Origin of the sequence: Cohnella hongkongensis (assembly GCF_042654645.1) — a bacterium.
GTDB classification, from domain to species: domain Bacteria; phylum Bacillota; class Bacilli; order Paenibacillales; family Paenibacillaceae; genus Cohnella; species Cohnella hongkongensis.
The window spans coordinates 134,847-157,364 of sequence record NZ_JBHSEP010000009.1; the positions used below are offsets into that span (position 1 = coordinate 134,847).

Sequence of the window (22,518 nt, forward strand, 5' to 3'; positions counted from 1 at the left end):
GAAGGTGCGGATCGTATGGAACAGGCTCAAGCTCGCCGTTTTCCCTTGCTGGACGCCGTCTCCGCCGCCATCGATGCGGAAGGCCGGCCGGCGATTGCAGCCGACGGGGCGACGTTGTCCGCGATTTCCTTTTACCATTATATGTCGCTCTGCCTCTATCATCCCGAATTCGGCTATTATCGTTCAGGTTTCCCGAAGGTGGGGAGGGAAGGGGACTTCTACACCAGCTCATCTATCGGGGACGTGATGGGAGAAACGTTGGCGGGGTGGCTGCGAGAGGCCGCACTCGCCCGTTTCGGACCCGGCGCGGCGGTCGAAGTGCTCGATTGGGGCGGGGGGACGGGGCGTCTAAGCCGGCAGATGCTGGACGCCTGGGCCGCTTCGTCGGACCGGCCGGAGGATGGCGCGGCTCCGGCGTTCGCCGTCACCGTCGTCGACGGGAATCCCGCCCATCGCCGCGAGGCCGAACGGGAGCTGGCCGCTCATATTCGGGCCGGAACGGCTCGGGTGTCCGACGAGACGGAATGGGAGAAGCTGCTCGCGCCCGATCGCCCGGTTATCGTCGTCGCCAACGAGCTGCTTGACGCGTTTCCCGTTCACCGGCTCGTCATGCAGGACGGGAAGCTGAGCGAATGGGGGGTCGCCCGCACGGCGGAAGGCCGCTTGGTTCCCTGCTTGATGGAGCCGACCGACGTCCGGCTAGCCGATTGGCTCGCCGAGGAAGGGGTCGAGCTGTTGGACGGCCAGACCGTCGAAGCGAATCTGGACGCCGCGGCTTGGGCTGCGGACATCGCCGTCCGCTTCGCCCGGGCGCTGCTCGTCCTGATCGACTACGGCGACGAGACCGCCGAGCTGATCTCCCCTCACCGGATGGACGGAACGCTGCTCTGCTACTATCGCCACCGGGCGCACAACGATCCGTATCAATGGCCGGGGGAGCAGGACCTCACCGCGCACGTTAACTTCAGCCATATTCGGCGAAGCGTGGAGAAGCGGGGAGGGCGGCAAATCTGGTACGGCTCGCAGAAACGGTTTCTGGTCGAGGCCGGCTTGCTGGAGCGGTTGACGGCGCACGGCTTCACGGATCCGTTTCACCCCGTCGTTCGGCGCAACCGGGCGATTCGCCAGCTGCTGCTGTCCGACGGCATGAGCGAGCTGTTCAAGGTTCAAGTGTTCGCGATCGGCCGGTCGACATGACAAGAGGCTGCTTCCCCGCCGTATGGCGGGAAGCAGCCTCTTGTCATGTAACGTATGTATCCGGTTCCGAAGGGGAGATTAGACGGGAATTCCCATCTCGAATACGGACCAGTACGTGAATCCGAGAAAGGCTAAAACCATGTAGCCCCAGAATACCATCAGGTAGGTCCGCTCGGTGAAATTCAAATAACCGATCAGGAAGAAAACGGCAGTTTGGATGAAGAACAGTAGGGCGAACTCGTACATGTCTCCCGCAAACGCCATCAAGGCGATTACCAGCGTCCAGAAGCCGAGGACCCTAAACATTCGTGCCATCTTGAATACCCCTCTCATACGCGCAAGACGATTTCTAAAGCATATTATAACGGCTCCGCATAGGCGTGTAAACCCAACAAGTCGTGACGAATCGGCAAACTTTTTCGCCGCTGCCTTATCCTTCCCTCCATTATGGCGAGTTATGCATCGTTTCGAGGCGAACCTAAGGATCGATTCGAAAGGTATAGTGACAGGAAAAGTGGATATAAATAGGAGTATCCGATAGATTCTATGAATTCTACTACGGGCATAGAAATGAAGAAAGCAGCAAAATATATGCGAAGCTTAAGGAGGGAAGGGCCACCCATGACGGCTGCGAGACAAGACGCATGGAGTCCGGATGACGACTTGATATTGGCGGAAGTGACTTTGCGCCACATTCGCGAGGGCAGCACGCAGCTATCCGCGTTCGAGGAAGTCGGGCAGCGAATCGCCCGTACTTCAGCGGCATGCGGATTCCGCTGGAATAGCTGCGTTCGCAAAAGATACAGCGAAGCGATCGGACTGGCCAAACAGCAGCGCCAGAAACGAAATTATCTCAAAAAACAGGGAATTTCTATTTCCGGAGCCGATCGCCTGACCGCGGAAGAAACCGATTCCGGCAAACAGGAGCTGCTGTCGGCCGAGTCGCTGTCGCTCGAGTCCATCATTCGATATTTGCGGCAGTGGAAGAATACCGTGCAGGAGATGGGCAAGCAAATTCGTCAGCTGGAGAAAGAGTTGAAGGAAAAGGACGAACGGATTGCCGAGCTGACCGAGACGAACGAACGGCTGTCGAAGGAAGTGAACGAAGTCCAGACCGACTATCAGGTCGTCAACGACGACTACAAGGCGCTGATCCGCATTATGGACCGGGCGCGCAAGCTGGCGTTTTTGACGGAGGAGACGGAAGAGGAACGGGCAAAGTTCAAAATGGACGCCAACGGCAATCTGGAACGAATCGAATAGCTGCCGCCATCCAACCCGCAGGGCTACCCCTGCGGGTTTTGCTTTGGTATCTTTAAGAGAACCGACAAATGGAAAGGAACGGGAATATGGAGGACAGAACGGCCGTGCTGGGAGGAGGCTCGCTGGGGCTTTTGCTCGCGGGGAGGCTGTATGCGGCGGGACGGGAGTGCGTCGTGTGGACGAGAACGCGGGAACAGGCCGAGAGGCTGAACGGGGAAGGCTTGAGGATCGAGGCGGGGAACGGCCTGCCGGAGAGGCGGACGGCCGCGTGCGCGCGCGCGTGGGAGGACGCCGAGCCGACGGCCGGAATCGTTCTGCTGACAGTGAAGCAGACGGCGCTGTCGGACCGGTTTCTGAAGCGGCTGGCCGAGCTGGTGCCGCCCGGGGGGACGATCGTTCCGTTCCAGAACGGCATCGGGCATGTCGAGGCGCTGCGCAAAGCGCTGCCGGGAAGGCAGATCGCCGTCGCGGTGACGACTGAAGGGGCTTGGAGAACCGGGGCCGCGAGCGTGCGGCATACCGGGCACGGCGACATCCGGCTCGGAGACGACGGGGAAGTCAGGCCGGAGACGCTGCAAGTTGTCGAACGAATGCTGACGGAGGCAGGATTTTCCGTCTTTCTGTCGAAACAGTTGAATAACGAGATGATGCGCAAGCTGCTGATCAATGCCGTCGTTAATCCGCTTACGGCGATCTTGCGCATCCCGAACGGCGCATTGGCGAAGACGCCGGAGCGGCTGGAGCTGGCGAAAGCCTTATTTCGGGAAACGTACGAAGTGCTCCGCGCTTACGGCCTTGAAGGCGAGTCGGAGGATTTATGGGAGACATTGACGCGAGTATGCGAGGCGACGGCCGACAATCGCTCCTCCATGCTGCAGGACGTCGAGGCGGGCAAGGAAACCGAAGTCGACTCGATTAACGGCATGATCGTGCGCATGGCCGCGGCGAAACATTCGGACGCGCCATGGAACCGCATGGCGACAGCGCTGGTCAAGGCGCTGCACGACAACGGATAGGAGGTGACGCATGAGCTCCATCTGGAACGCACTGGTGCAATCTTACGCTTTTCTGGCCACGGTGCCGGTTATTCCTTTTATTCTGGTTTACGTAATCATGACGTTCATAGGAAGCGAACGGAAGAACGCGATCCAGCTGTCCATGGACGTCACGACCGCGTTTCTATTCGGCTGTGTAGCTTCTCTGTTGAACGGCCGGCTGCACACGAGCTTCGGACCGTTTTTCCTGCTTCTCGTCATGCTGATCGGGGGCGGGCTGATCGGCAGCGCGCAAAACCGGGCCCGCGGCAAAGTCGATGTCCGGAAGCTGCTGCGGGCGGTGTGGAGGCTGAGCTTTTTCGGCTTGTCCGTCCTCTATGTGATCCTGATGCTGCTGGCGATCCTTTTTCCGGTTCGCCCGGCAGGTTGAGCGGCTCGCTGCGCGCCCGAACGAGGTTGAACCGAGAGGCGTATACTTCAACATATCGGAGGAAGGCTTCCCCAGCTGGGCCGACGATCGCTAGACGTCGGTTCTGTTTGCGTCCTCGCGAATCTTTTTGACGATCCGACCGCTCTTGTGTACAATCGATTCTGATAGCACAACGACGGATCGGGGGAAAGTTCCCGTTGAATATTACATCTTATATCGAATCCAATCGATCATCATTGGCAGAGCGTTATAGATTGGAAGATTCGCAAGTGTTGGAGCTGTTCGGAAGCCATCCCGCGCAGGAGAGCGCCTGGGCCGCCCGGGCCGCCCGGCTGGACGGCTCCGAGGCACGAAGAGCCGATCGGCGGAGCGTGGCCGAAGCGATCAGAAGCTACCATCGCAAGCTCCCCGCGAGCGCCGAGGCGGACCAGGCGCTGGAGAAGCTGGAGCGGGGCGCTCTTGTCGTCGTCGGGGGGCAGCAGGCCGGACTGTTCGGAGGCGCGCTCCTTATTTATTACAAGGCGCTCTCCGTCATCCAAGCGGCCCGAGAGGCGGAGCACCGGCTGTCCAGACCGGTCGTGCCCGTATTTTGGATCGCGGGAGAGGACCACGATTTCGACGAGGCGAATCATGTGAACGTACAGTCGCCCGGCGGCGAGGTGAGACGCGTGCGGCTCGAGCGCCCGGAAGGGCCGAGGCTGGCGGTCAGCCGGACGCCGCTTTCGGCGGAACAGTGGGCTTCCGCTCTGCAGGAGCTTGCGGCTCAGCTGCCGGATACCGAATTCAAGCCGCAGGTGCTGGACCGGCTGCAAAGCCATGTGGAGGATGCGCCTTCGCTGAGTCTCGCCTTCGCCCGCCTGCTCGCCGACTGGTTCGGCCGGCACGGACTGCTGCTGCTCGATGCCGACGACCCGAACCTGCGGGCGCTCGAGGGCCCGATGTTCCGCGAGCTCATCTCCCGCAACGACGAGCTCGAAGCGGCGCTCAAGGCGGGCGAGAGCCTGGTGACCGGGCAAGGCTTCCGGCTGCAGGCGGAGACCGCAGCGGGCAGCGCGAACTTATTTTTGCAGCACGAGCAGGGGCGGCTGCTGCTCCATAAAGACGGCGGCCGCTTCGTCGACCGGAGGGGAGTCGCGTCTCTGGCCTGCGAGGAGATGCTGGAGCTGACGGCTCATCGTCCGGATCGGCTGAGCACGAACGCGCTCACCCGTCCGCTCATGCAGGACTATCTGCTCCCGGTGCTGGCGACGGTGCTCGGCCCGGCGGAGATCGCGTATTGGGCGATTCTCGGTCCGGCTTTCCGGGAGTTCGGCATGGAGATGCCGATCGTGCTGCCGCGCCAATCGTTCACGTACGTCGAGCCGGCGGTGGCCGGCTTGCTGGATAAATACTCGATTACCGTTCAACAAGCGATCGAAGACTGGGAGACGCTGCGGGCCGATTGGCTCTCCAGACAGGACGAATGGAATCTGGAGGAGCAGTTCCGCCGGGTCAGGGAGCAGTTCCTCGTTCTCTACGAGCCGGTCATGGCGACGGTGTCCGGCCTGCAGCCGGGCTTGGCCCAGCTGGCGTCCGGCAACCGGGACCGCATCCTGGAGCAGATCTCGTATTTGGAGTCGAGATCGGTCGACGCCATCGCCAAGCGGCACGAATCGTCTCTAAGGCAATGGGACCGGATCAGACAGTCGCTGTCTCCGCTCGGAAAGCCGCAGGAGCGGGTGTACGGAACGGTGCATTTCTGGAACCGGTACGGTCCGGGCTGGCTGCTTTTATGGGACGAAGTCCCGTTTCAGAGGGTTGGCGGACATCGGTTCGTAGACGGCTGGCAGGAGATCAAATAACAGGACGATGGAGGAGTTAGGGAGATGAAGACCGCTTTGAAAAGCATCGTGCGCGATCCCGCGCTTGCGCCGGAAGGCAAACTGAAGATCGACTGGGTGCAGGCCCATATGCCGGTATTGAATCGAATCCGCGAGGAGTTCGAGCGCGATCTGCCGTTTAAGGGGCTGCGGGTGGCGATCTCCCTGCATCTGGAGGCGAAAACGGCGTATTTGGCCAAGGTCGTGCAAGCCGGAGGCGCCGAAGTCGTCATTACGGGCAGCAATCCGCTGTCGACGCAGGACGACGTGTGCGCGGCGCTCGTCGAGGACGGGATCGCGGTATACGCGAAGTACAATCCGGATCCGCAGGAATACAAAGAGCTGATGATCAAGACGTTGGAGACGAAGCCTGATCTGATTATCGACGACGGCGGGGATCTCGTGTCGATCCTCCATTCGGAGCGGCAGGATCTGCTCGCCCAGGTGCGCGGCGGGGCGGAGGAGACGACGACCGGCATTCTGCGCTTGAAGGCGATGGAGAAGGAAGGGTCGCTTCGCTTCCCGATGGTCGCCGTGAACGACGCCTACTGCAAATATTTGTTCGACAACCGCTACGGTACGGGCCAATCGGTATGGGACGGCATCAACCGGACGACCAATCTGGTCGTGGCCGGCAAGACGGTCGTCGTGAACGGCTACGGCTGGTGCGGCAAAGGCGTGGCGATGCGGGCCAAAGGACTTGGCGCGAACGTCGTCGTCACCGAAGTGGACGCGATCCGCGCGGTTGAAGCGTATATGGACGGCTTTGCGGTTCTGTCGATGGCGGATGCCGCCAAGGTCGGCGATTACTTCGTGACCGTAACGGGCAATCGGGACGTCATTCGCGGAGAGCATATCGCGAACATGAAGGACGGCGCGATTTTGTCCAATGCGGGTCACTTCGACGTGGAGGTCAACTTGGTGGAGCTGGCCGAGCTGGCGGTTTCCAGACGCGTCGTTCGCCGCAACATCGAGGAATACGTGCTGAAGGACGGGCGCAAAATCTACGTGCTGGCCGAAGGGCGGCTCGTCAATCTGGCGGCTGGCGACGGGCACCCGGCGGAGATTATGGATATGACGTTCGCGCTGCAGGCGATCTCGCTGCGCTACGTGAACGAGAACTACGAGAAGATCGGCAGCCAAGTCATCAACGTCCCGTACGAGCTGGATGAACGGGTGGCCAGGACGAAGCTGGAATCGCTCGGCATCGGCATCGACGCGCTGACCGACGAGCAGAAGGCTTATCTGGACAGCTGGACAGCGCATTGACAGACGGCTCGACCGCCGTTCCGCGAGAAAGTGCGGAACGGCTTTTTGCCGTTTCGGCGGATCGGCAACATTTTCCTTTTCGCTCGCGTCTATCCCTTTAGACAGGATGAAAAGGGGAGATCGAAATGAAAGGGAAACAGGCAGGGACATGGCACAGACGTTTGCTGCTGGCTGTGGCGGCGATGCTGCTGGCAACCGGGCTTGCGGCGTGCAGCGGCTCGGCGAGCGATTCCGGTGCGCCCAAGTCGGAGATGTCCATGGCGGATCAGGCGGCGCCGGCGCTGAGTGAACCGGTGGAGGGTGAAATCGCTGCGGCGCCTTCGATGTCCGCGCATCAGAATGCCGGCGCGGCGACGACGACGGCTTCCGACGGGGGCGGCGTCGGCGTCGGTCCGATCGCGGACGCGAATGCGGGCTACGGACGCAAGATCATCTACCGCGCCGATCTGGTGATGAAGGTCGATGATTTTCAGGTCGCCCAGGAGCAGCTGCTCGATCAGATTCATCTGAGCGGCGCCTACGTGCTGCAGTTCTCGGACAGCCGCAATGCGAACGAGGTCGGGGCGACTTACGTGATCAAGGTGCCCTCCGAGGGCTTCACCTCGTTTCTGGAGAAGCTGCAGAGCATCGAGAATTTGAAGTTCGAACGCGAAGTGAAAGGGAGCGACGTCACGGAGGAGTTCGTCGATCTCGAAGCCCGGCTGAAGACGCAGACGGCGCTCGAGGCCCGCTATCTCGATTTTATAAGCAAGGCGACGAAAACCGGCGATCTGGTGCAGTTCGCCAACGAGCTGGCTCGAGTGCAGGAGACGATCGAGCAGATTAAAGGAAGAATGCGCTATCTCGATCAGAACGTCGCTTTTTCGACGGTGAATTTGAGGCTGTATCAAGCAGACGGCATCGAGGAGCCCCGGGCGGCGGCGGAGAAGAAGAGCTTCGGCGATCGAATCTCCGATGCGCTGCTCGGCAGCGCAACCGTGCTGCGTCAACTCGGCGAAGGCTTGATCGTCGTGCTGGCGGCGATGCTTCCGGTGCTGATCGTCGCCGGGGCGCTCGGCGTTCCGGCGTATGCGATCTTCCGCGGACGAAGCGCGGCCAGACGCCAGGCGGCCGAGTCGAAGCGCAAGGAATGGAACCGCGAGCGAGCCGAAAGCGGCGGAGACGGAGAGACGCCGCAGGAAGAAGGCGGGGCTGCCGAACGGCCGGCCGAGCCGGAGGGGGCGTCCCCGGAAGAGGAGAGTCGTTAATCTCGTAAAATATTTTTTATAAAATCCTGCCTACGGGGCAGGATTTTTATTTTACGTCGCGAATAATCTTCATTAAGTGGTTCAAAGTGGTGGAAAGTGGTGAAGAATGGGGGAGGTGTGGAGAGCAGATGTTTCTGGGGGAATTTCAGCATACGATCGACGATAAAGGAAGAATCATCATCCCGGCGAAATTCCGCGACGCTCTCGGCACCGACTTCATTATTACCCGCGGACTGGACAACTGTCTGTTCGTCTATCCCCGCGAGGAATGGACCCAGCTGGAACAGAAGATCAAGAGCCTGCCCTCCATGGCAGCGAACGCCAGGGCGTTCTCCAGGCTGCTGTTTTCCGGCGCTTCGGAATGCGAGTGGGACAAACAGGGCAGGGTAAACGTGCCGGGCCATCTGAGAGAGTACGCCAAGCTCGACAAGGAATGCACCGTGATCGGCGTATCGAGCCGAGTCGAGATTTGGGATAAGGCGACGTGGGAAGAATATTCCCGTCAATCCGCCGAGTCGTTTAACGAGATCGCGGAGAAGCTGGTCGATTTCGATTTTAATTTCTAATTCGTTAACAACCTCATTCCACATACACAAACCAGAAAGACGGTTCCCTTGCAGGACGCCGGGAGGCAGCAACTATGTTCCACCATGTTACCGTGTTAAAAGAAGAATCCGTGAAGGGGCTGAACGTGCGCCCCAGCGGCATCTACGTCGACTGCACGCTGGGCGGCGCCGGACACAGCGAGCTGATCGCTTCGCAGCTCGGGCCGCAGGGCCGGCTGATCGCGTTCGATCAGGACGAAGCCGCCCTGGCGAACGCCAGGATCAGGCTGGCGCCTTACGGCGACATCGTAACGTTGGTGAAAAGCAACTTCCGGCACCTGAAACCGGAGCTGAAGCGCGCCGGAGCTCCCGAGCGGGACGGCGTGCCGCAGGTGGACGGAATTTTGTTCGATCTCGGCGTGTCCAGCCCTCAGCTGGACGAAGCCGACCGCGGCTTCAGCTACAATCACGACGCCGAGCTGGATATGCGAATGGATCGCGGGCAGCCGCTCACGGCTAGGGCGATCGTGAACGAATGGAGCGAGTCCGAGATCGCGGACATTCTCCGGGATTACGGAGAAGAGAAGTTCGCCCGGAGGATTGCCGCCAATATCGTCAAGCTTCGGGAGAAATCGCCGATCGAGACGACCGGCCAGCTGGCGGACATCGTGAAACATTCGATTCCCGCCGCTACCCGGCGAACGGGGCCGCATCCCGCGAAGCGCTCTTTCCAGGCGCTGCGCATCGCGGTGAACGACGAGCTGGGGGCGTTCGAGGAAGCGCTGGAGCAGTCGATCGATTGCTTAAGCCCGGGAGGGCGTATCGCGGTGATCACCTTCCATTCGCTGGAGGACCGAATATGCAAGACGGCGTTCGCCAAGGAGGTCGCCAGCTGCAGCTGTCCGCCGGATTTCCCGGTATGCGTCTGCGGAGGCGGCTCGGGGCGGCTCAGACTGACGCCGCGCAAGCCGATCGTGCCGTCGGAGGAAGAGCTCGAGGCCAATCCGCGAGCCCGTTCCTCCAAGCTGAGAATAGCCGAGAAGCTCGGATAACCGGACGGTGAGCGGCAAATAGGATAAGATACGTTTTCATCGGAGAGGGGGCATCCCGTTTACATGGCCTATTACGGTAATTTGGCGCTTCGACCGGAGCGCGTCGAAGAACAGAAGACAAAGCAACCCAGCCCGCGCCAACAGACTCCGCCCTCTAGGGCGCCTCGGCGGAGGCCGCTGCCGCTCGGAGAGAAGCTGATATATCTGTTTACGATTGCGGCGGTCGCTTTCGTCGCCGGTCTTATCATTTTCCGTTACGCGGAAATCTATCAAATTAACGGACAGCTGCAAACGACCAATAAAGCCTATACGCAGGCGACGGAGCAGACGAAGGAGCTTCAACGGGAAGTCGAACGGCTGAGCGACCCGGGAGCGATCCGGAAGAAGGCGCTGGAATTGGGCTTCGTCCCGAATACGGGAGAAAGCATCGAAGCGTCCAGAAGCGGCGGAAACGGCGCCGCTCCAACCCCTTAGCGATCGCGGAGGACAAGAAATGGCAATGACGAAAAGAATCAAATTGAGAACGCTGCTGGCCGGAGGGATCTTCACCCTCCTTTTCGTCGCTTTAGTCGTTCGCGTCTATTGGGTGCAAGTGGTGAAAGCCGATTTCTGGACAGCCGAGGCGATGAAGACATGGAACGCAAGCGAGACGATCAAGCAGGAGCGGGGAATGATTCTCGACCGAGACGGCAAGGTGCTGGCCGCCGACGCCGCCGCCTACACGATCGCCGTCAATCCGAAGCTGATCGCCAAGTTCGAGCAGGAGCATCCGGAATGGAGAATGGCGGACCGGATCGTGTCCAAGCTTCATAACGTGCTGGGCACGCCCGAGGACCGGCTGAGAGAGATGGTCGCTTCCAAGAAGGACAACGGGGAGTATCGCGATCAGCGCGAGATTCGTCCGGAAGGCTGGAAGGTCGACAAGGAAGTGAAGGACCGGCTGGAGGCTTTTCGCGAGGAGCTGCGCAAGATTACCGGAATCAAGACGGACGTCGGCCTCTATTTCCTCGAGGAGAAGAAGCGCTACTACCCCAAAGGAACGTTGGCTTCACACATTCTCGGCTACGAGGACAAGGAAGGCGTGGCGATTCTCGGACTGGAGAAAAAGCTGAACGAGGAGCTGAGCGGCTCCGAAGGGTATATCAAGTATCTGAAAGACGGCGCGAGAATGCAGCTGCCGAACGGCAAGGTGGAGTACAAGCAGGCGCTGGACGGCAAAGACGTGACCCTGACGATCGACGAGGACATTCAGTTCTACATCGAGGAGGCGCTCCGGGCCGGCTACGAGAGGTATAAGCCGATCAGCATGACGGCCATCGCCGCCGATCCGAATACGATGGAGATTCTCGGCATGGCGAGCATTCCGGATTTCGATCCGAATACGTATTGGGAGAAGGCGCAGGATCAGGCGGCATTCCGCAACCACGCGATTCAGTCGCTGTACGAGCCCGGCTCGACGTTCAAGATCGTGACGCTGGCCGGAGCGGTGGAGGAAGGGCTGTTCGATCCGAACGCCTACTACAAGTCCGGCTCGATCAAGTACAGCGACAAGGACAAACCGATCAGAGACCATAACAACGGCATCGGCTGGGGCGAAAACGGGATGATCACTTACCTGGAAGGGCTCAAGCATTCCAGTAACGTGGCGTTCGTCAAGCTGGGCTATCAGATGCTGGGCAAGGAGCGTCTGGTCCAATATATTAACCATTTCGGCTTCGGGCAGAAGACGGGGATCGAGCTCCCGAACGAAGTGTCCAGGCCGTTCAGCCTGGACTGGCCTTCCGAGGTCGCGACGGCGACGTTCGGGCAAGGCAAGGTGCTGGTTACGCCGATCCAGCAGGTGGCCGCCGTCGCCGCCGTCGCCAACGGCGGCAAGTTGATGGAGCCGCATCTCGTCAAGACGATCAGCGATCCGAATACGGGAGAGAAAGTCGTCACGGAGCCGAAGGTCGTCCGGCAGGTCATCTCTCCCGAGACGTCCCGCAAGGTCGGGGAGTATTTGGAGACGGTCGTCAGCGACCAAGAGATCGGGACGGGCCGCAGCGCATATACGCCGGGTTACCGGATCGCCGGCAAGACGGGAACGGCGCAGAAGGTGGCCCGGGGCGAAGCCGGAGGCTACGCCAAAAACAAATACGTCGTATCCTTCATCGGCTATGCGCCGGTCGAAAATCCGAAGGTCGTGCTGTACGTCGTCGTCGACGAGCCGCAGGTAGACAACGCCGGCGGCGGCTCGGTCGCAGGTCCGATCTTCAAGGAGATTATGGTCAAATCGCTGCAGAAGCTTGGCGTCGAGCCCAATCTGAACGATCAGGAATCGGAGAAGGCTTCGAATGCTTCCTCGACCGAGGCCGACGGCGGGAAGAAGGAACTGACGGCGTCCGTGCCGGACGTGACCGGGATGACGGTCACCCAGGCGCGCGACCGTCTGGCCGAAAGCAAGTTCCCGTACGGCGTGCTGGGCAAGGGGAATAAAGTGCTGCAGCAGCTGCCGAAGGGCGGCAGCGTCATGCCGGCTTCCCAGCGAATCTATTTGCTGACGGATACGCAGCCGGGCAACGTTCCCGACTTGACCGGCCTGTCGCTGCGCGATGCGCTGGAGATGTGCTCGCTGCTGCAGGTCAAGGCGAAGGTCGAAGGGGAAGGCTACGTCGTCGCTCAGAAGGCGGTCAAGGAGGGCGACCGCTGGACGCTTAGCTTGACGCTTGCGCCGCATGGCCAGGCCGATCCGCCCGAAACGGACGCGGAGGCGGAAGGCGACACCTCGCCGGACGAAGAGCGATCGACGGGCGAAGCCGGCGCGCAGTGACGAGGCTTGTTCTAACCCTCTTGTCCGTGGAATAGTCTGGAACAAGGCGTAAGCCTTGCAGACGTTCGCGGGTAAGGGGGTTTTCTCGTGAAAAAAATATCGCAGGTGACGGTGCGAAAGCGGCTGTACGTCGCCCTTGTGTTCGCCGCGCTCGCCTTCGGGGCGCTTGTGCTGAGGCTCGGCTACGTACAGCTGTGGATCGGCGACGAGATTACGAAGAGGGCCGAGGATTCCTGGAGGCGGAACATCCCGTTCGAGGCGAAGCGCGGAGAGATCGTGGACCGCAACGGCGTTCGGCTTGCCTACAACGTCAGCTCCCCGACGATCTACGCCGTTCCGGTGCAGATCAAGGACAAGCGGGCGACGGCCCGACAGCTGGCCGGACCTCTGGGCATGGCCGAGGATAAGCTGTTCGAGCTGTTGTCCAAGCGAGCCTCGAGCGTGGAGCTTAAGCCGGGCGGGCGGAAAATGACGACCGAAAAGGCGCAGGAAATCCGCAATCTCGGCTTGCCCGGCATCGTCGTGACGGAGGACAACAAACGTTATTATCCGTTCGGGAATTTGGCCTCTCACGTCCTCGGGTTTACGGGCAGCTACAATCAGGGACTGACCGGCCTCGAGCTGAAATACGACAAGCGGCTGACGGGGCTGCGGGGAAGCGTGTCCTACTTGTCCGACGCCGCCGGACGCAAGATGCCCCAATCTTCCGATCAATACGTGCCGCCGCAGGACGGGCTGACGCTGCAACTGACGATCGACCAGACGATCCAGTCGGTCGTCGAGCGCGAGCTCGATCAGGCGGTGCTTCAATACGAGCCGGACGGCGTTATCGCCATCGCGATGAATCCGAATACCGGAGAAATCTACGCGATGGGCAGCCGGCCGACGTTCGAGCCGGACAACTATCAGGAGGTTCCGGCGGAAGTCTATAACCGCAATCTGCCGATCTGGATGACTTACGAGCCCGGCTCGACCTTCAAAATTATTACGCTGGCCGCGGCGCTCGAGGAGAAGAAGGTCGACCTGGAGCATGAGCGCTTTTACGATCCCGGCTACATTGAAGTGGCCGGAGCGAAGCTGAGATGCTGGAAGCCGGGCGGCCACGGCAGCCAGACGTTTCTGGAGGTCGTGGAAAACTCCTGCAACCCCGGCTTCGTCACGCTCGGCAATCGGCTGGGCAAGGAGAAGCTGTTCTCTTACATTCACGACTTCGGCTTCGGGCAAAAAACGGGCATCGACCTGCAAGGGGAAGAGAACGGAATTTTGTTCAAGCTCAAGCAGGTCGGACCGGTCGAGCTGGCGACGACTTCTTTCGGCCAGGGCGTGTCGGTCACTCCGATTCAGCAGATTGCGGCGGTGTCTGCGGCGATCAACGGCGGCAAGCTGTTCAAGCCGTTCGTCTCCAAGTCGTGGATTCAGCCGGAAACCGGCATTCTTCTCGAGGAGACGGAGCCGCAGCTCGTCCGTCAGGTCATCTCCGAGGAGACGTCCAAGAAGGTGCGGGACGCGCTGGAGAAGGTCGTCGCGCAGGGGACGGGGGCGAAGGCGTTCCTGGACGGGTACCGCGTAGGCGGCAAGACGGGAACCGCCCAGAAGGTCGTGAACGGGCGGTATTCCAAGAACGAGCACATCGTGTCGTTCATCGGCTTCGCGCCGGCCGACGACCCGCAGCTCATCGTCTACGTCGCCGTCGACAATCCGCAGGGCATCCAGTTCGGCGGGGTCGTCGCCGCGCCGATCGTCCGCAACATTATGGCCGACGCCCTGCCTCATCTGGGCGTCGCGCCCCGCACGACCCAAGTGGAGAAGGAATACAAATACGGGGAGCCGCGGACCGTAACGGTGCCGAATCTCGTCGGCAAGACGGTGGCCGACATCTACGAGGATATGAACTCGGACTTCCAGCTGTCGGCGTCCGGCAGCGGGGCGACGGTCGTGCGCCAGGCGCCGCAAGCCGGCGCCAAGGTCGAGCAGGGCTCGGTCATTCGCATCTACCTCGGGGCAGGGGATTAAACTTTGCTCATCCTCTTGAATGAAGGCTATGCGTTAGACCATAATGATTGTACATCGCAACTGGAAGCTGCTACGCGAGACCCAGGTCGTCAGGAGGCCGTAATCCGATGAAATTACTTGAACTCTCTCAACAATTGCTGCTGGCCGCAATCGCAGGCGAAGGCTCCGTCGACGTGCGGGGTCTGGAGTCCGATTCCCGCAAAGTCCGGCCGGGCTGCTTGTTCTTCTGCCTGCCGGGCCATACGGTGGACGGTCACGATTACGCGGAGCAGGCGCTGGCGCAGGGGGCGGCGGCGCTCGTCGTCTCCCGCCAGCTGCCGGTCGCCGCGCCGCAGCTCGTCGTGCCGGATACTCGGCACGCGCTGGCGATGCTCGCCGACTATTATTACGGCAGGCCTTCCCATAAGCTGAAGCCGGTCGGGGTGACGGGCACGAACGGCAAGACGACGACAACCTACTTGGTCGAGCGCATCTGGGCGGACGCCGGCTTCTCCGCCGGCGTCATCGGCACGATCGAAACCCGCTACGCCGGGCGAAGCTACCCGATGTCGGGAACGACGCCCGACGCGCTCGAATTGCAGTCGATTCTGCACGATATGGTCGAAGCCGGGACGCAGCGCTGCATAATGGAGGTGTCCTCGCACGCGCTCCATCAGGGACGCGTGAAAGGCTGCGACTTCCGCACGGCGATCTTCACCAACTTGACCCAAGACCATCTCGATTACCACGGCACGATGGAAGCGTACGAGGCGGCGAAGGGCTTGTTCTTCTCGCGGCTGGGCAACGCGTATTCCGACGACCCGCGCGAGCGCAAGTACGCCGTGCTGAACGCCGACGACCCGGCTTCGGAACGCTTCGCGAGGCTGACCGCAGCGGAGGTGCTGACGTACGGCATCGAGCGAGAAGCCGATCTGCGGGCTTCCGACGTGCGGATAACGGCCGCCGGCACGTCGTTTCGGCTCGATTCCTTCCTCGGCAGCCGAGAGGTCAAGCTGAAGCTCGTCGGGAAATTTAACGTGTATAACGCGCTGGCGGCGCTGGGCGCCGCGCTATGCGAAGGCATCGAGCTGGACGGCGCGATTCGCAGCCTGGAGCGCATTCCGGGCGTTCCCGGGCGCGTGGAGCCGGTCGACGCCGGACAGCCGTTCGCCGTGATCGTCGACTACGCGCATACGCCGGACGGTCTCGAGAACGTGCTGAAGACGGTGAAGGAGCTCGCCGCCGGCAAAGTCGTCTGCGTGTTCGGGTGCGGGGGCGACCGCGACGCCAAGAAGCGCCCGATGATGGGCCGGATCGCGGCCGAGCTGGCGGACGCGATCATCGTGACGAGCGACAATCCTCGCACGGAGGATCCCGAGCGCATTTTGCGGGATATCGAAGCGGGAATAAAGGGAGCAGGCGTCCCGGCCGACCGCTACGAGCTGGAGCCCAATCGGCGCGCGGCGATCGAAAAAGCGGTTGATCGGGCAAGCCCCGGCGATGTAGTATTGATTGCGGGGAAAGGTCATGAGACGTATCAGATTATCGGTCGGGTAACGCACGATTTCGATGATCGCCTTGTGGCGGAAGAAGCGATAAGGAGTCGAATGCGGTGATGCAGGCAACGGTTCGGGAAGCGGCCGAGTGGAGCGGCGCGCAAGGCATCGGGGGAGATGCGGCCGGCGGCGCGGAAAGGCTGCTGTCCGGCGTATCGACCGATACGCGCAGCATTCGTCCCGGACAGCTGTTCGTTCCTTTGCGGGGAGAACGGTTCGACGGGCATGATTATATTCGGAAGGCGAAGGAAGCGGGCGCCGCAGCCGCGCTGTGGGACGCGTCGGTCACGCAGCCGGAAGATTTGGGCCTGCCGCTCCTCCTCGTTCCGGACACGCTGGAGGCGCTGCAGCGTCTGGCTGCGTCTTATCGGAGCGAGCGGCTGACCGCCGCGAAAGTGGTGGCGATTACCGGCAGCAACGGCAAGACGACGACCAAGGATCTCGTTTCGTCCGTTCTGGCCACCTCGTTGGTTGTACATAAAACCGAGGGGAACTACAATAATCATATCGGGCTGCCGCTCACCATTCTCGGGGCGCCGGCGGAGACGGAAGCGCTGGTGCTGGAGATGGGGATGAGCGGCTTCGGAGAAATCTCTCTGCTCTCCCGGCTGGCCCGCCCGGATCTCGCGGTCATTACCAATATCGGGGAGTCGCATCTGCTTCAGCTCGGCTCGCGAGAGAACATCGCCAGAGCGAAGCTGGAGATTGCCGAGGGGCTGAAGCCGGGCGGAACGCTCGTCTACTGCGGCGACGAGCCGCTTATCGCCGCAGCGCTGGCGGAGAGGCCGCCTTCTCCGGACGCGAGACTCGTGACGTTCGGCGAGAACGCGGGCAACGACTGGGTCGCGCGCTACGTTCGCGTAACGGCGGAAGGCACGCGGTTTACGGCGGCGGGCGACGCGGAAGCGGCGTTCGAGCTGCCGATTCCGGGACGGCACAACGCGGTGAACGCGCTCGCCGCCATCGCGGTCGGACGGTCGTTCGGGCTGTCCGTCGACGCCATCGGCGCCGGTCTCCGGCAGGCGAAGCTGACCGGCATGCGGATCGAGCGCAGCGCGGCATGGAACGGGGCGGTTATCCTGAACGACGCCTACAACGCCAGTCCGACGTCGGTCAAGGCGGCGATCGATCTGGTGGCGGAGCTGTCCGGCCACCGCCGCAAGTGGATCGTGCTCGGCGACATGCTCGAGCTCGGCGACGGCGAGCTCGAGCTGCACGGCGGCATCGGGCGTTATTTGGATCGTTCGAAGGCGGACTTCGTCCTTCTGTACGGTCCGCTGTCCATGCGAACCTACCAGGAAGCGCGCTTGAATTACGAAGACGATAGCGTGCGCCATTTCGACGATAAGAAGGCGCTCGCCGCAGTTCTGCTCGCGGGGCTTTCTTCGGACGATCTGGTGCTCGTCAAAGCATCGAGGGGCATGAAAATGGAAGAAATCGTAGTTGCGCTGCAGAGAGGGGGCGGGGAGTGACAGATGGACTACACATCGGTTTTGTGGACGCTAGGGGTATCCTTCGTGCTGGCGGTGCTGATCGGCCCTCTGTTCATCCCGCTTCTGCGCAGGCTGAAATTCGGACAGCAGGTCCGCACCGACGGACCCGAGTCCCATCTGAAAAAATCCGGAACGCCGACGATGGGCGGGATCATCATTCTCGTGGCGCTGACGCTCGCGTTCCTGCGGTTCGCCGACCGCGGACCGCAGTATTGGGCGCTGATCGTCGGCTGTCTCGGCTTCGGACTGATCGGTTTTCTGGACGATTACATTAAAATCGCATTTAAACGTTCGTTAGGCCTCACGGCCAAGCAGAAGCTGTTTGGCCAGCTGCTGTTCGCCGGCCTCTTCTGTTGGATCCTGATCGGCATGAACCACAGCACGGTCGTGGGCGTTCCCGGCACGGACTGGTCGCTGGATCTCGGCTGGGCATACTATTTATTGGTGGTCGTCATGTTTCTCGGGGCGACCAACGCCGTCAACTTCACCGACGGCCTCGACGGGCTGCTGGCCGGGACAAGCGCCCTCGCATTCGGAGCGTTCGCCGTCGTTGCGGTGGAGGCGGCGCAGCCTCATTCGGCGGTGTTCAGCGCGGCCGTCGTCGGCGCGGTGCTCGGCTTTCTCGTCTATAACGCGCACCCCGCCAAAATTTTCATGGGAGATACGGGCTCGATCGGATTGGGCGGCGGCATCGCCGCGGTGGCGATCTTGACGAAAACCGAGCTGCTGCTCGTCGTCATCGGCGGCGTGTTCGTCCTCGAGATGCTCTCCGTCATTATCCAGGTTGCGTCGTTCAAGACGCGCGGCAAGCGGGTATTCAAAATGAGCCCGATTCACCATCATTTCGAGCTGTCGGGCTGGTCCGAATGGCGCGTCGTGACGACCTTCTGGTTCGTCGGGCTGCTGCTGGCGGGCGCCGGACTGCTGCTGTTCAAAGCGAGCTAAAGGAGTTTTAACGCGAATGATGCAACTGACGAATTACCGCGGACGGCATGTCGTCGTCCTCGGTCTGGCAAGAAGCGGCGTGGCCGCCGCCAAACTGTTCCACGACGTCGGCGCCGACGTCGTCGTCAACGACAAGAAGGAACGGGATCAATGCCCCGAAGCCGACGAATTGGCGGCTTTGGGCATTTCTGTTGTGTGCGGCCACCATCCGGACGGGCTGGTCACCGGGGAGACGGCGCTGCTCGTCAAAAATCCGGGCATTCCGTACACCGCGCCCCCGATCGTCGAAGCGCTCAGACTCGGGGTCGAAGTGGTCAGCGAGGTGGAGGTCGCCGGACAGCTGTCCCCGGCTCCCATCGTCGGCATTACCGGCTCTAACGGGAAGACGACGACGACGACGCTGACCGGCGTGCTGCTGGAGGCGGCCGGATTGAAGCCGCTCATTGCCGGCAACATCGGGCGTCCGCTCTGCGAGGCGGCGATGGAGGTGGAGCCGGACGGCTGGCTCGTCGCCGAGCTGAGCAGCTTCCAGCTGAAAGGGACGGCGGATTTCCGTCCGCGCATCGCCTGCCTGCTCAACGTGGCTGAAACGCATCTCGATTATCACGGATCGATGGAGGATTATGTCGGCTCGAAGGCGAAATTGTTCGAGAACCAGACCTCCGACGACGTGGCCGTCTATAACGCGGATGACGAAACGTGCCGGAGGCTGGCGGAAGGATTCCGAGGCCGGGCCTTTCCGTTCTCGGTGACGAGAACGCTGACGTCCGGCGTCATGATCGATCCGCCGTACGCGGCCGTTCGCCCGTCGGACGGCGAAGCGGAGGACGACGACACCCCGCGCTGGATCGTCAGCCGGGACGGCGGGAGCGCGGAGCGCCGCATCGTTCGCGTCGACGAGCTCGGCATTCCCGGGCGGCACAACGCCGCGAACGCGCTGGCGGCGATCGCCGTCGCGCTGGCGGCCGGGGCCGATCCCGAGCGGCTGGCGGAGCCGCTTCGCGCTTTCCGCGGCGTCGAGCACCGTTTGGAGTACGTCGGCACGTTCGGCGGCGTGAAGTTCTATAACGACTCCAAAGCGACGAATCCGATGGCGACGACGATGTCGATTTTGTCGCTGCCGTCGCCGCTTGTGCTGATCGCGGGAGGGCTGGACCGGGGCTCCGACTATATGGAGCTGCTGCCCGTATTCCGCGACCGGCTGAAGGGGCTGGCAGCGCTCGGAGAGACGAGGGAGAAGCTCGCCCGCGTGGCGGAGCTGGCCGGTTTAACGGACGTGAAAATCGTCGAACCTGTAGAGGACGCCGAGCAGACGCTCCGAAGAGCCGTGCGGGAAGCCGCCGCCATGGCCGGGCCGGGAGACATCGTTCTTCTGTCTCCGGCCTGCGCAAGCTGGGACATGTTTCCGTCCTATGAGGTTCGAGGCCGCATTTTTAAGCAATCGGCGCATACGTTGTAAGAGGGGGCTCGTCCCCAACTTACCTTACGCGAGGTGTCCGGTTCATGGCCAAATCCCGTTCCGTTCCCGACGTATGGATGATTGCCGCAACGCTAGGCATTCTGGCCATCGGCGTCGTGATGGTGTACAGCGCCAGCGCCGTAGCGGCTTTTCACGACTACGGGGATTCGTATTACTATGTGAAGAGGCAGCTGCTGTTCGCTGCGCTTGGCATCGCCGCCATGTTCGTCACAATGAACGTCGAGTATACGTTCTGGCGCAGATGGGCGGTGCCGGCGCTGCTCGTCTGCTTCGGGCTGCTCGTCATCGTGCTCGTGCCGGGACTCGGCGTCGTTCGCGGGGGAGCCCGAAGCTGGCTCGGCATCGGCTCGCTGGGCATTCAGCCGTCCGAGTTCATGAAGCTGGCGATGATTCTGTTTATCGCCAAGCTGCTGTCGGAGCGGCAGAATCAAATTACCGATTTTACGAAAGGGCTGCTGCCGCCTCTCGGCATTCTGGGAGCGGCCTTCGCGCTCATTATGCTGCAGCCCGATCTCGGAACGGGAACGGTAATGATCGGAGCCTCCTTGCTGGCGATCTACGTCGCCGGGGCGAGATTGTCCCATCTGGCCGGGCTCGGCCTGATTGGCGTCGCCGGTCTGGCAGGGCTGATTATGGCGGCGCCGTACCGGCTGCAGCGCATTACCGCTTTTCTCGATCCGTGGCAGGATCCGCAAGGGGCCGGGTACCAGTCGATTCAATCGCTGTACGCGATCGGGCCGGGCGGTCTCGTCGGGCTGGGGCTGGGAATGAGCCGGCAGAAATACAATTACTTGCCCGAACCGCAGACGGACTTTATTTTTTCCATATTGGCCGAGGAGCTCGGCTTTATCGGGGGCTCGCTGCTGATCTTGCTGTTTCTGCTGCTCGTCTGGCGGGGCATGAGAACGGCCATCACGCTGACCGACCCGTTCGGCAGTCTGCTGGCCACCGGCATTGTCGGCATTTTCGCCGTGCAGGTGCTCATCAATATCGGCGTCGTCATCGGCTTGCTCCCGGTGACCGGGGTTACGCTGCCGCTCGTCAGCTACGGAGGCTCGTCGCTGACGCTGCTGTTGACGGCGCTCGGCATTTTGCTTAATTTATCCCGCTATTCGAGGTGACTGTCATGCGTGTCGTGTTGACCGGAGGAGGTACCGGGGGGCATATTTACCCCGCGCTGGCCATAGGCCGCGAAATCGCGGAGAGACAGCCGGGCTCGTCGCTGCTGTACATCGGCACGAGCCGCGGACTGGAAGGCCGGATCGTGCCGGAACAGGGCATCGCTTTCGAGAATATTACCATCACCGGCTTTCGGCGCTCGCTGTCGCTGGAGAACGTAAAAACGGTCATGCGGTTTCTGAAGGGCGTTCGCCGTTCCAAGGAGCTGCTGAGGGCGTTCAAGCCGGACATCGTCGTCGGAACCGGCGGCTACGTCTGCGGACCGGTCGTCTACGCCGCGTCCAAGCTGGGCATTCCGACGCTGATCCACGAGCAGAACGTGCTGCCGGGACTGACCAACAAATTTCTGTGCCGTTACGTCGATGGCGTCGCGGTCAGCTTTAAGGAGTCGGAAAAGCACTTTGCCAAGTGTCCCGACGTCGTCTATGCGGGCAATCCGTGCGCGACGCGCGTGCTGAAGGCGGACGCCCGCGCCGGCTGCGCCTCGCTGGGCTTCGCTCCGGGCACGCCGTTCGTGCTCATCGTCGGCGGGAGCGGCGGGGCGAGGGCCCTGAACGAAGCGTTCGTCCGCATGCTTCCGCTGCTCGGGAAGCTTCCGGACGTGCGCTTCGTCTTCGTGACCGGAGAGCGATTTTACCGCGAGACCGAACGCGCCGTAGCGGAGAGCACGCAAGCGGATGCCGGACGGGTCAAGGTGCTGCCGTACATCGCCAATATGCCCGACGTGCTGGCCGCAGCCTCGCTGTACGTGGGCCGGGCCGGGGCATCCTTCCTGGCGGAAGTGACTTCCCTCGGGCTGCCGTCTCTGCTCGTTCCGTCTCCGAACGTCACGAACAACCATCAGGAAGCGAACGCGAGAAGCCTGATGAACGCCGGAGCGGCCGATCTCATTCTCGAACGGGAGCTGAGCGGGGATACGCTGTTCGGCGGCATTGCCGCCATTATGGGCGACCGGGCCCGCCGGGAGCGGATGTCCGCCGCCTCCCGGGCGCTCGGCCTGCCGGAATCGGCGTCTATCATCTTTGATCAGATCGGAAGATTGCAGCGCAAGAAAGAATAGGAGCTTGCCTTCGGGGGCTTGCAATTGGGCGTTTGTCACCACCCCCGCCCAGCCGTCATAAGATACAGCGTGATCGTGAATGTCTGACCGTCGGGCCTAGGCAGCGGCGGGCGGTGCGCGGCCCCGAAGGACTTGGAAGGAGGAATT

The 22,518-nt window shown here is 61.7% G+C and carries 19 protein-coding genes; 18 read left to right on the forward strand and 1 reads right to left on the reverse strand.

The window, feature by feature from the left end:
• Positions 1-15 precede the first annotated feature (15 nt).
• The gene (locus tag ACFO3S_RS14180; protein WP_378097102.1) at positions 16-1,197 is read left to right on the forward strand and encodes a class I SAM-dependent methyltransferase; all 1,182 of its coding nucleotides are present in this window, start codon (positions 16-18) and stop codon (positions 1,195-1,197) included.
• A gap of 78 nt (positions 1,198-1,275) precedes the next feature.
• Here the strand turns inward: ACFO3S_RS14180 and ACFO3S_RS14185 are convergent, their stop codons facing one another.
• Complete coding sequence (locus tag ACFO3S_RS14185; protein ID WP_378097105.1) at positions 1,276-1,512, reverse strand: DUF2626 family protein; 237 nt, start codon at positions 1,510-1,512, stop codon at positions 1,276-1,278.
• Between the two features lie 306 nt (positions 1,513-1,818).
• On the opposite strand from ACFO3S_RS14185, the gene ACFO3S_RS14190 reads away from it, so the two are divergent.
• The 17 genes from ACFO3S_RS14190 to murG all read left to right on the forward strand — a co-directional run bounded on the left by ACFO3S_RS14190 (position 1,819) and on the right by murG (position 22,371).
• The gene (locus ACFO3S_RS14190; protein ID WP_378097107.1) at positions 1,819-2,460 is read left to right on the forward strand and encodes an RsfA family transcriptional regulator; all 642 of its coding nucleotides are present in this window, start codon (positions 1,819-1,821) and stop codon (positions 2,458-2,460) included.
• A 68-nt stretch (positions 2,461-2,528) separates the two neighbouring features.
• Positions 2,529-3,476 (forward strand): ketopantoate reductase family protein, encoded by a 948-nt coding sequence (locus ACFO3S_RS14195; protein ID WP_378097110.1) that lies wholly within the window; start codon positions 2,529-2,531, stop codon positions 3,474-3,476.
• Positions 3,477-3,486: 10 nt separating this feature from the next.
• The gene (locus tag ACFO3S_RS14200; protein WP_378097113.1) at positions 3,487-3,885 is read left to right on the forward strand and encodes a DUF3397 domain-containing protein; all 399 of its coding nucleotides are present in this window, start codon (positions 3,487-3,489) and stop codon (positions 3,883-3,885) included.
• Between the two features lie 197 nt (positions 3,886-4,082).
• Entirely contained in the window at positions 4,083-5,726 is a 1,644-nt protein-coding gene (gene bshC / locus ACFO3S_RS14205) for a bacillithiol biosynthesis cysteine-adding enzyme BshC (protein ID WP_378097115.1), read from the forward strand.
• 24 nt (positions 5,727-5,750) lie between these two features.
• Positions 5,751-7,013 carry an adenosylhomocysteinase gene (locus ACFO3S_RS14210; protein WP_378097118.1) on the forward strand — a complete coding sequence of 421 codons (1,263 nt, stop codon included), beginning with the start codon at positions 5,751-5,753 and terminating at the stop codon, positions 7,011-7,013.
• A gap of 125 nt (positions 7,014-7,138) precedes the next feature.
• A complete protein-coding gene (locus ACFO3S_RS14215) occupies positions 7,139-8,260 on the forward strand; it encodes a DUF4349 domain-containing protein (RefSeq protein ID WP_378097121.1) in 1,122 nt (373 codons plus the stop codon).
• Between the two features lie 128 nt (positions 8,261-8,388).
• Entirely contained in the window at positions 8,389-8,826 is a 438-nt protein-coding gene (mraZ, locus tag ACFO3S_RS14220; RefSeq protein ID WP_378097124.1) for a division/cell wall cluster transcriptional repressor MraZ, read from the forward strand.
• 74 nt (positions 8,827-8,900) lie between these two features.
• A complete protein-coding gene (gene rsmH / locus ACFO3S_RS14225) occupies positions 8,901-9,857 on the forward strand; it encodes a 16S rRNA (cytosine(1402)-N(4))-methyltransferase RsmH (protein ID WP_378097127.1) in 957 nt (318 codons plus the stop codon).
• A 63-nt stretch (positions 9,858-9,920) separates the two neighbouring features.
• A complete protein-coding gene (ftsL2, locus tag ACFO3S_RS14230; protein WP_378097129.1) occupies positions 9,921-10,331 on the forward strand; it encodes a cell division protein FtsL in 411 nt (136 codons plus the stop codon).
• Positions 10,332-10,350: 19 nt separating this feature from the next.
• A complete protein-coding gene (locus ACFO3S_RS14235; protein ID WP_378097132.1) occupies positions 10,351-12,666 on the forward strand; it encodes a penicillin-binding transpeptidase domain-containing protein in 2,316 nt (771 codons plus the stop codon).
• A gap of 87 nt (positions 12,667-12,753) precedes the next feature.
• On the forward strand, positions 12,754-14,679 hold the full coding sequence (locus tag ACFO3S_RS14240) for a stage V sporulation protein D (RefSeq protein WP_378097135.1): 1,926 nt from the start codon (positions 12,754-12,756) through the stop codon (positions 14,677-14,679).
• A gap of 107 nt (positions 14,680-14,786) precedes the next feature.
• Positions 14,787-16,274 (forward strand): UDP-N-acetylmuramoyl-L-alanyl-D-glutamate--2,6-diaminopimelate ligase, encoded by a 1,488-nt coding sequence (locus tag ACFO3S_RS14245; protein WP_378097137.1) that lies wholly within the window; start codon positions 14,787-14,789, stop codon positions 16,272-16,274.
• The gene (locus ACFO3S_RS14250; RefSeq protein WP_378097140.1) at positions 16,271-17,686 is read left to right on the forward strand and encodes a UDP-N-acetylmuramoyl-tripeptide--D-alanyl-D-alanine ligase; all 1,416 of its coding nucleotides are present in this window, start codon (positions 16,271-16,273) and stop codon (positions 17,684-17,686) included. Before ACFO3S_RS14245 ends, ACFO3S_RS14250 begins: the two co-directional genes overlap by 4 nt.
• Before the next feature lie 3 nt (positions 17,687-17,689).
• Complete coding sequence (mraY, locus tag ACFO3S_RS14255) at positions 17,690-18,652, forward strand: phospho-N-acetylmuramoyl-pentapeptide-transferase (RefSeq protein ID WP_378097143.1); 963 nt, start codon at positions 17,690-17,692, stop codon at positions 18,650-18,652.
• Between the two features lie 16 nt (positions 18,653-18,668).
• The gene (gene murD, locus ACFO3S_RS14260; protein WP_378097146.1) at positions 18,669-20,111 is read left to right on the forward strand and encodes a UDP-N-acetylmuramoyl-L-alanine--D-glutamate ligase; all 1,443 of its coding nucleotides are present in this window, start codon (positions 18,669-18,671) and stop codon (positions 20,109-20,111) included.
• Positions 20,112-20,155: 44 nt separating this feature from the next.
• Positions 20,156-21,253 carry a stage V sporulation protein E gene (gene spoVE / locus ACFO3S_RS14265; RefSeq protein WP_378097149.1) on the forward strand — a complete coding sequence of 366 codons (1,098 nt, stop codon included), beginning with the start codon at positions 20,156-20,158 and terminating at the stop codon, positions 21,251-21,253.
• Between the two features lie 5 nt (positions 21,254-21,258).
• Complete coding sequence (gene murG, locus ACFO3S_RS14270) at positions 21,259-22,371, forward strand: undecaprenyldiphospho-muramoylpentapeptide beta-N-acetylglucosaminyltransferase (RefSeq protein ID WP_378097152.1); 1,113 nt, start codon at positions 21,259-21,261, stop codon at positions 22,369-22,371.
• Positions 22,372-22,518: the final 147 nt, after the last annotated feature.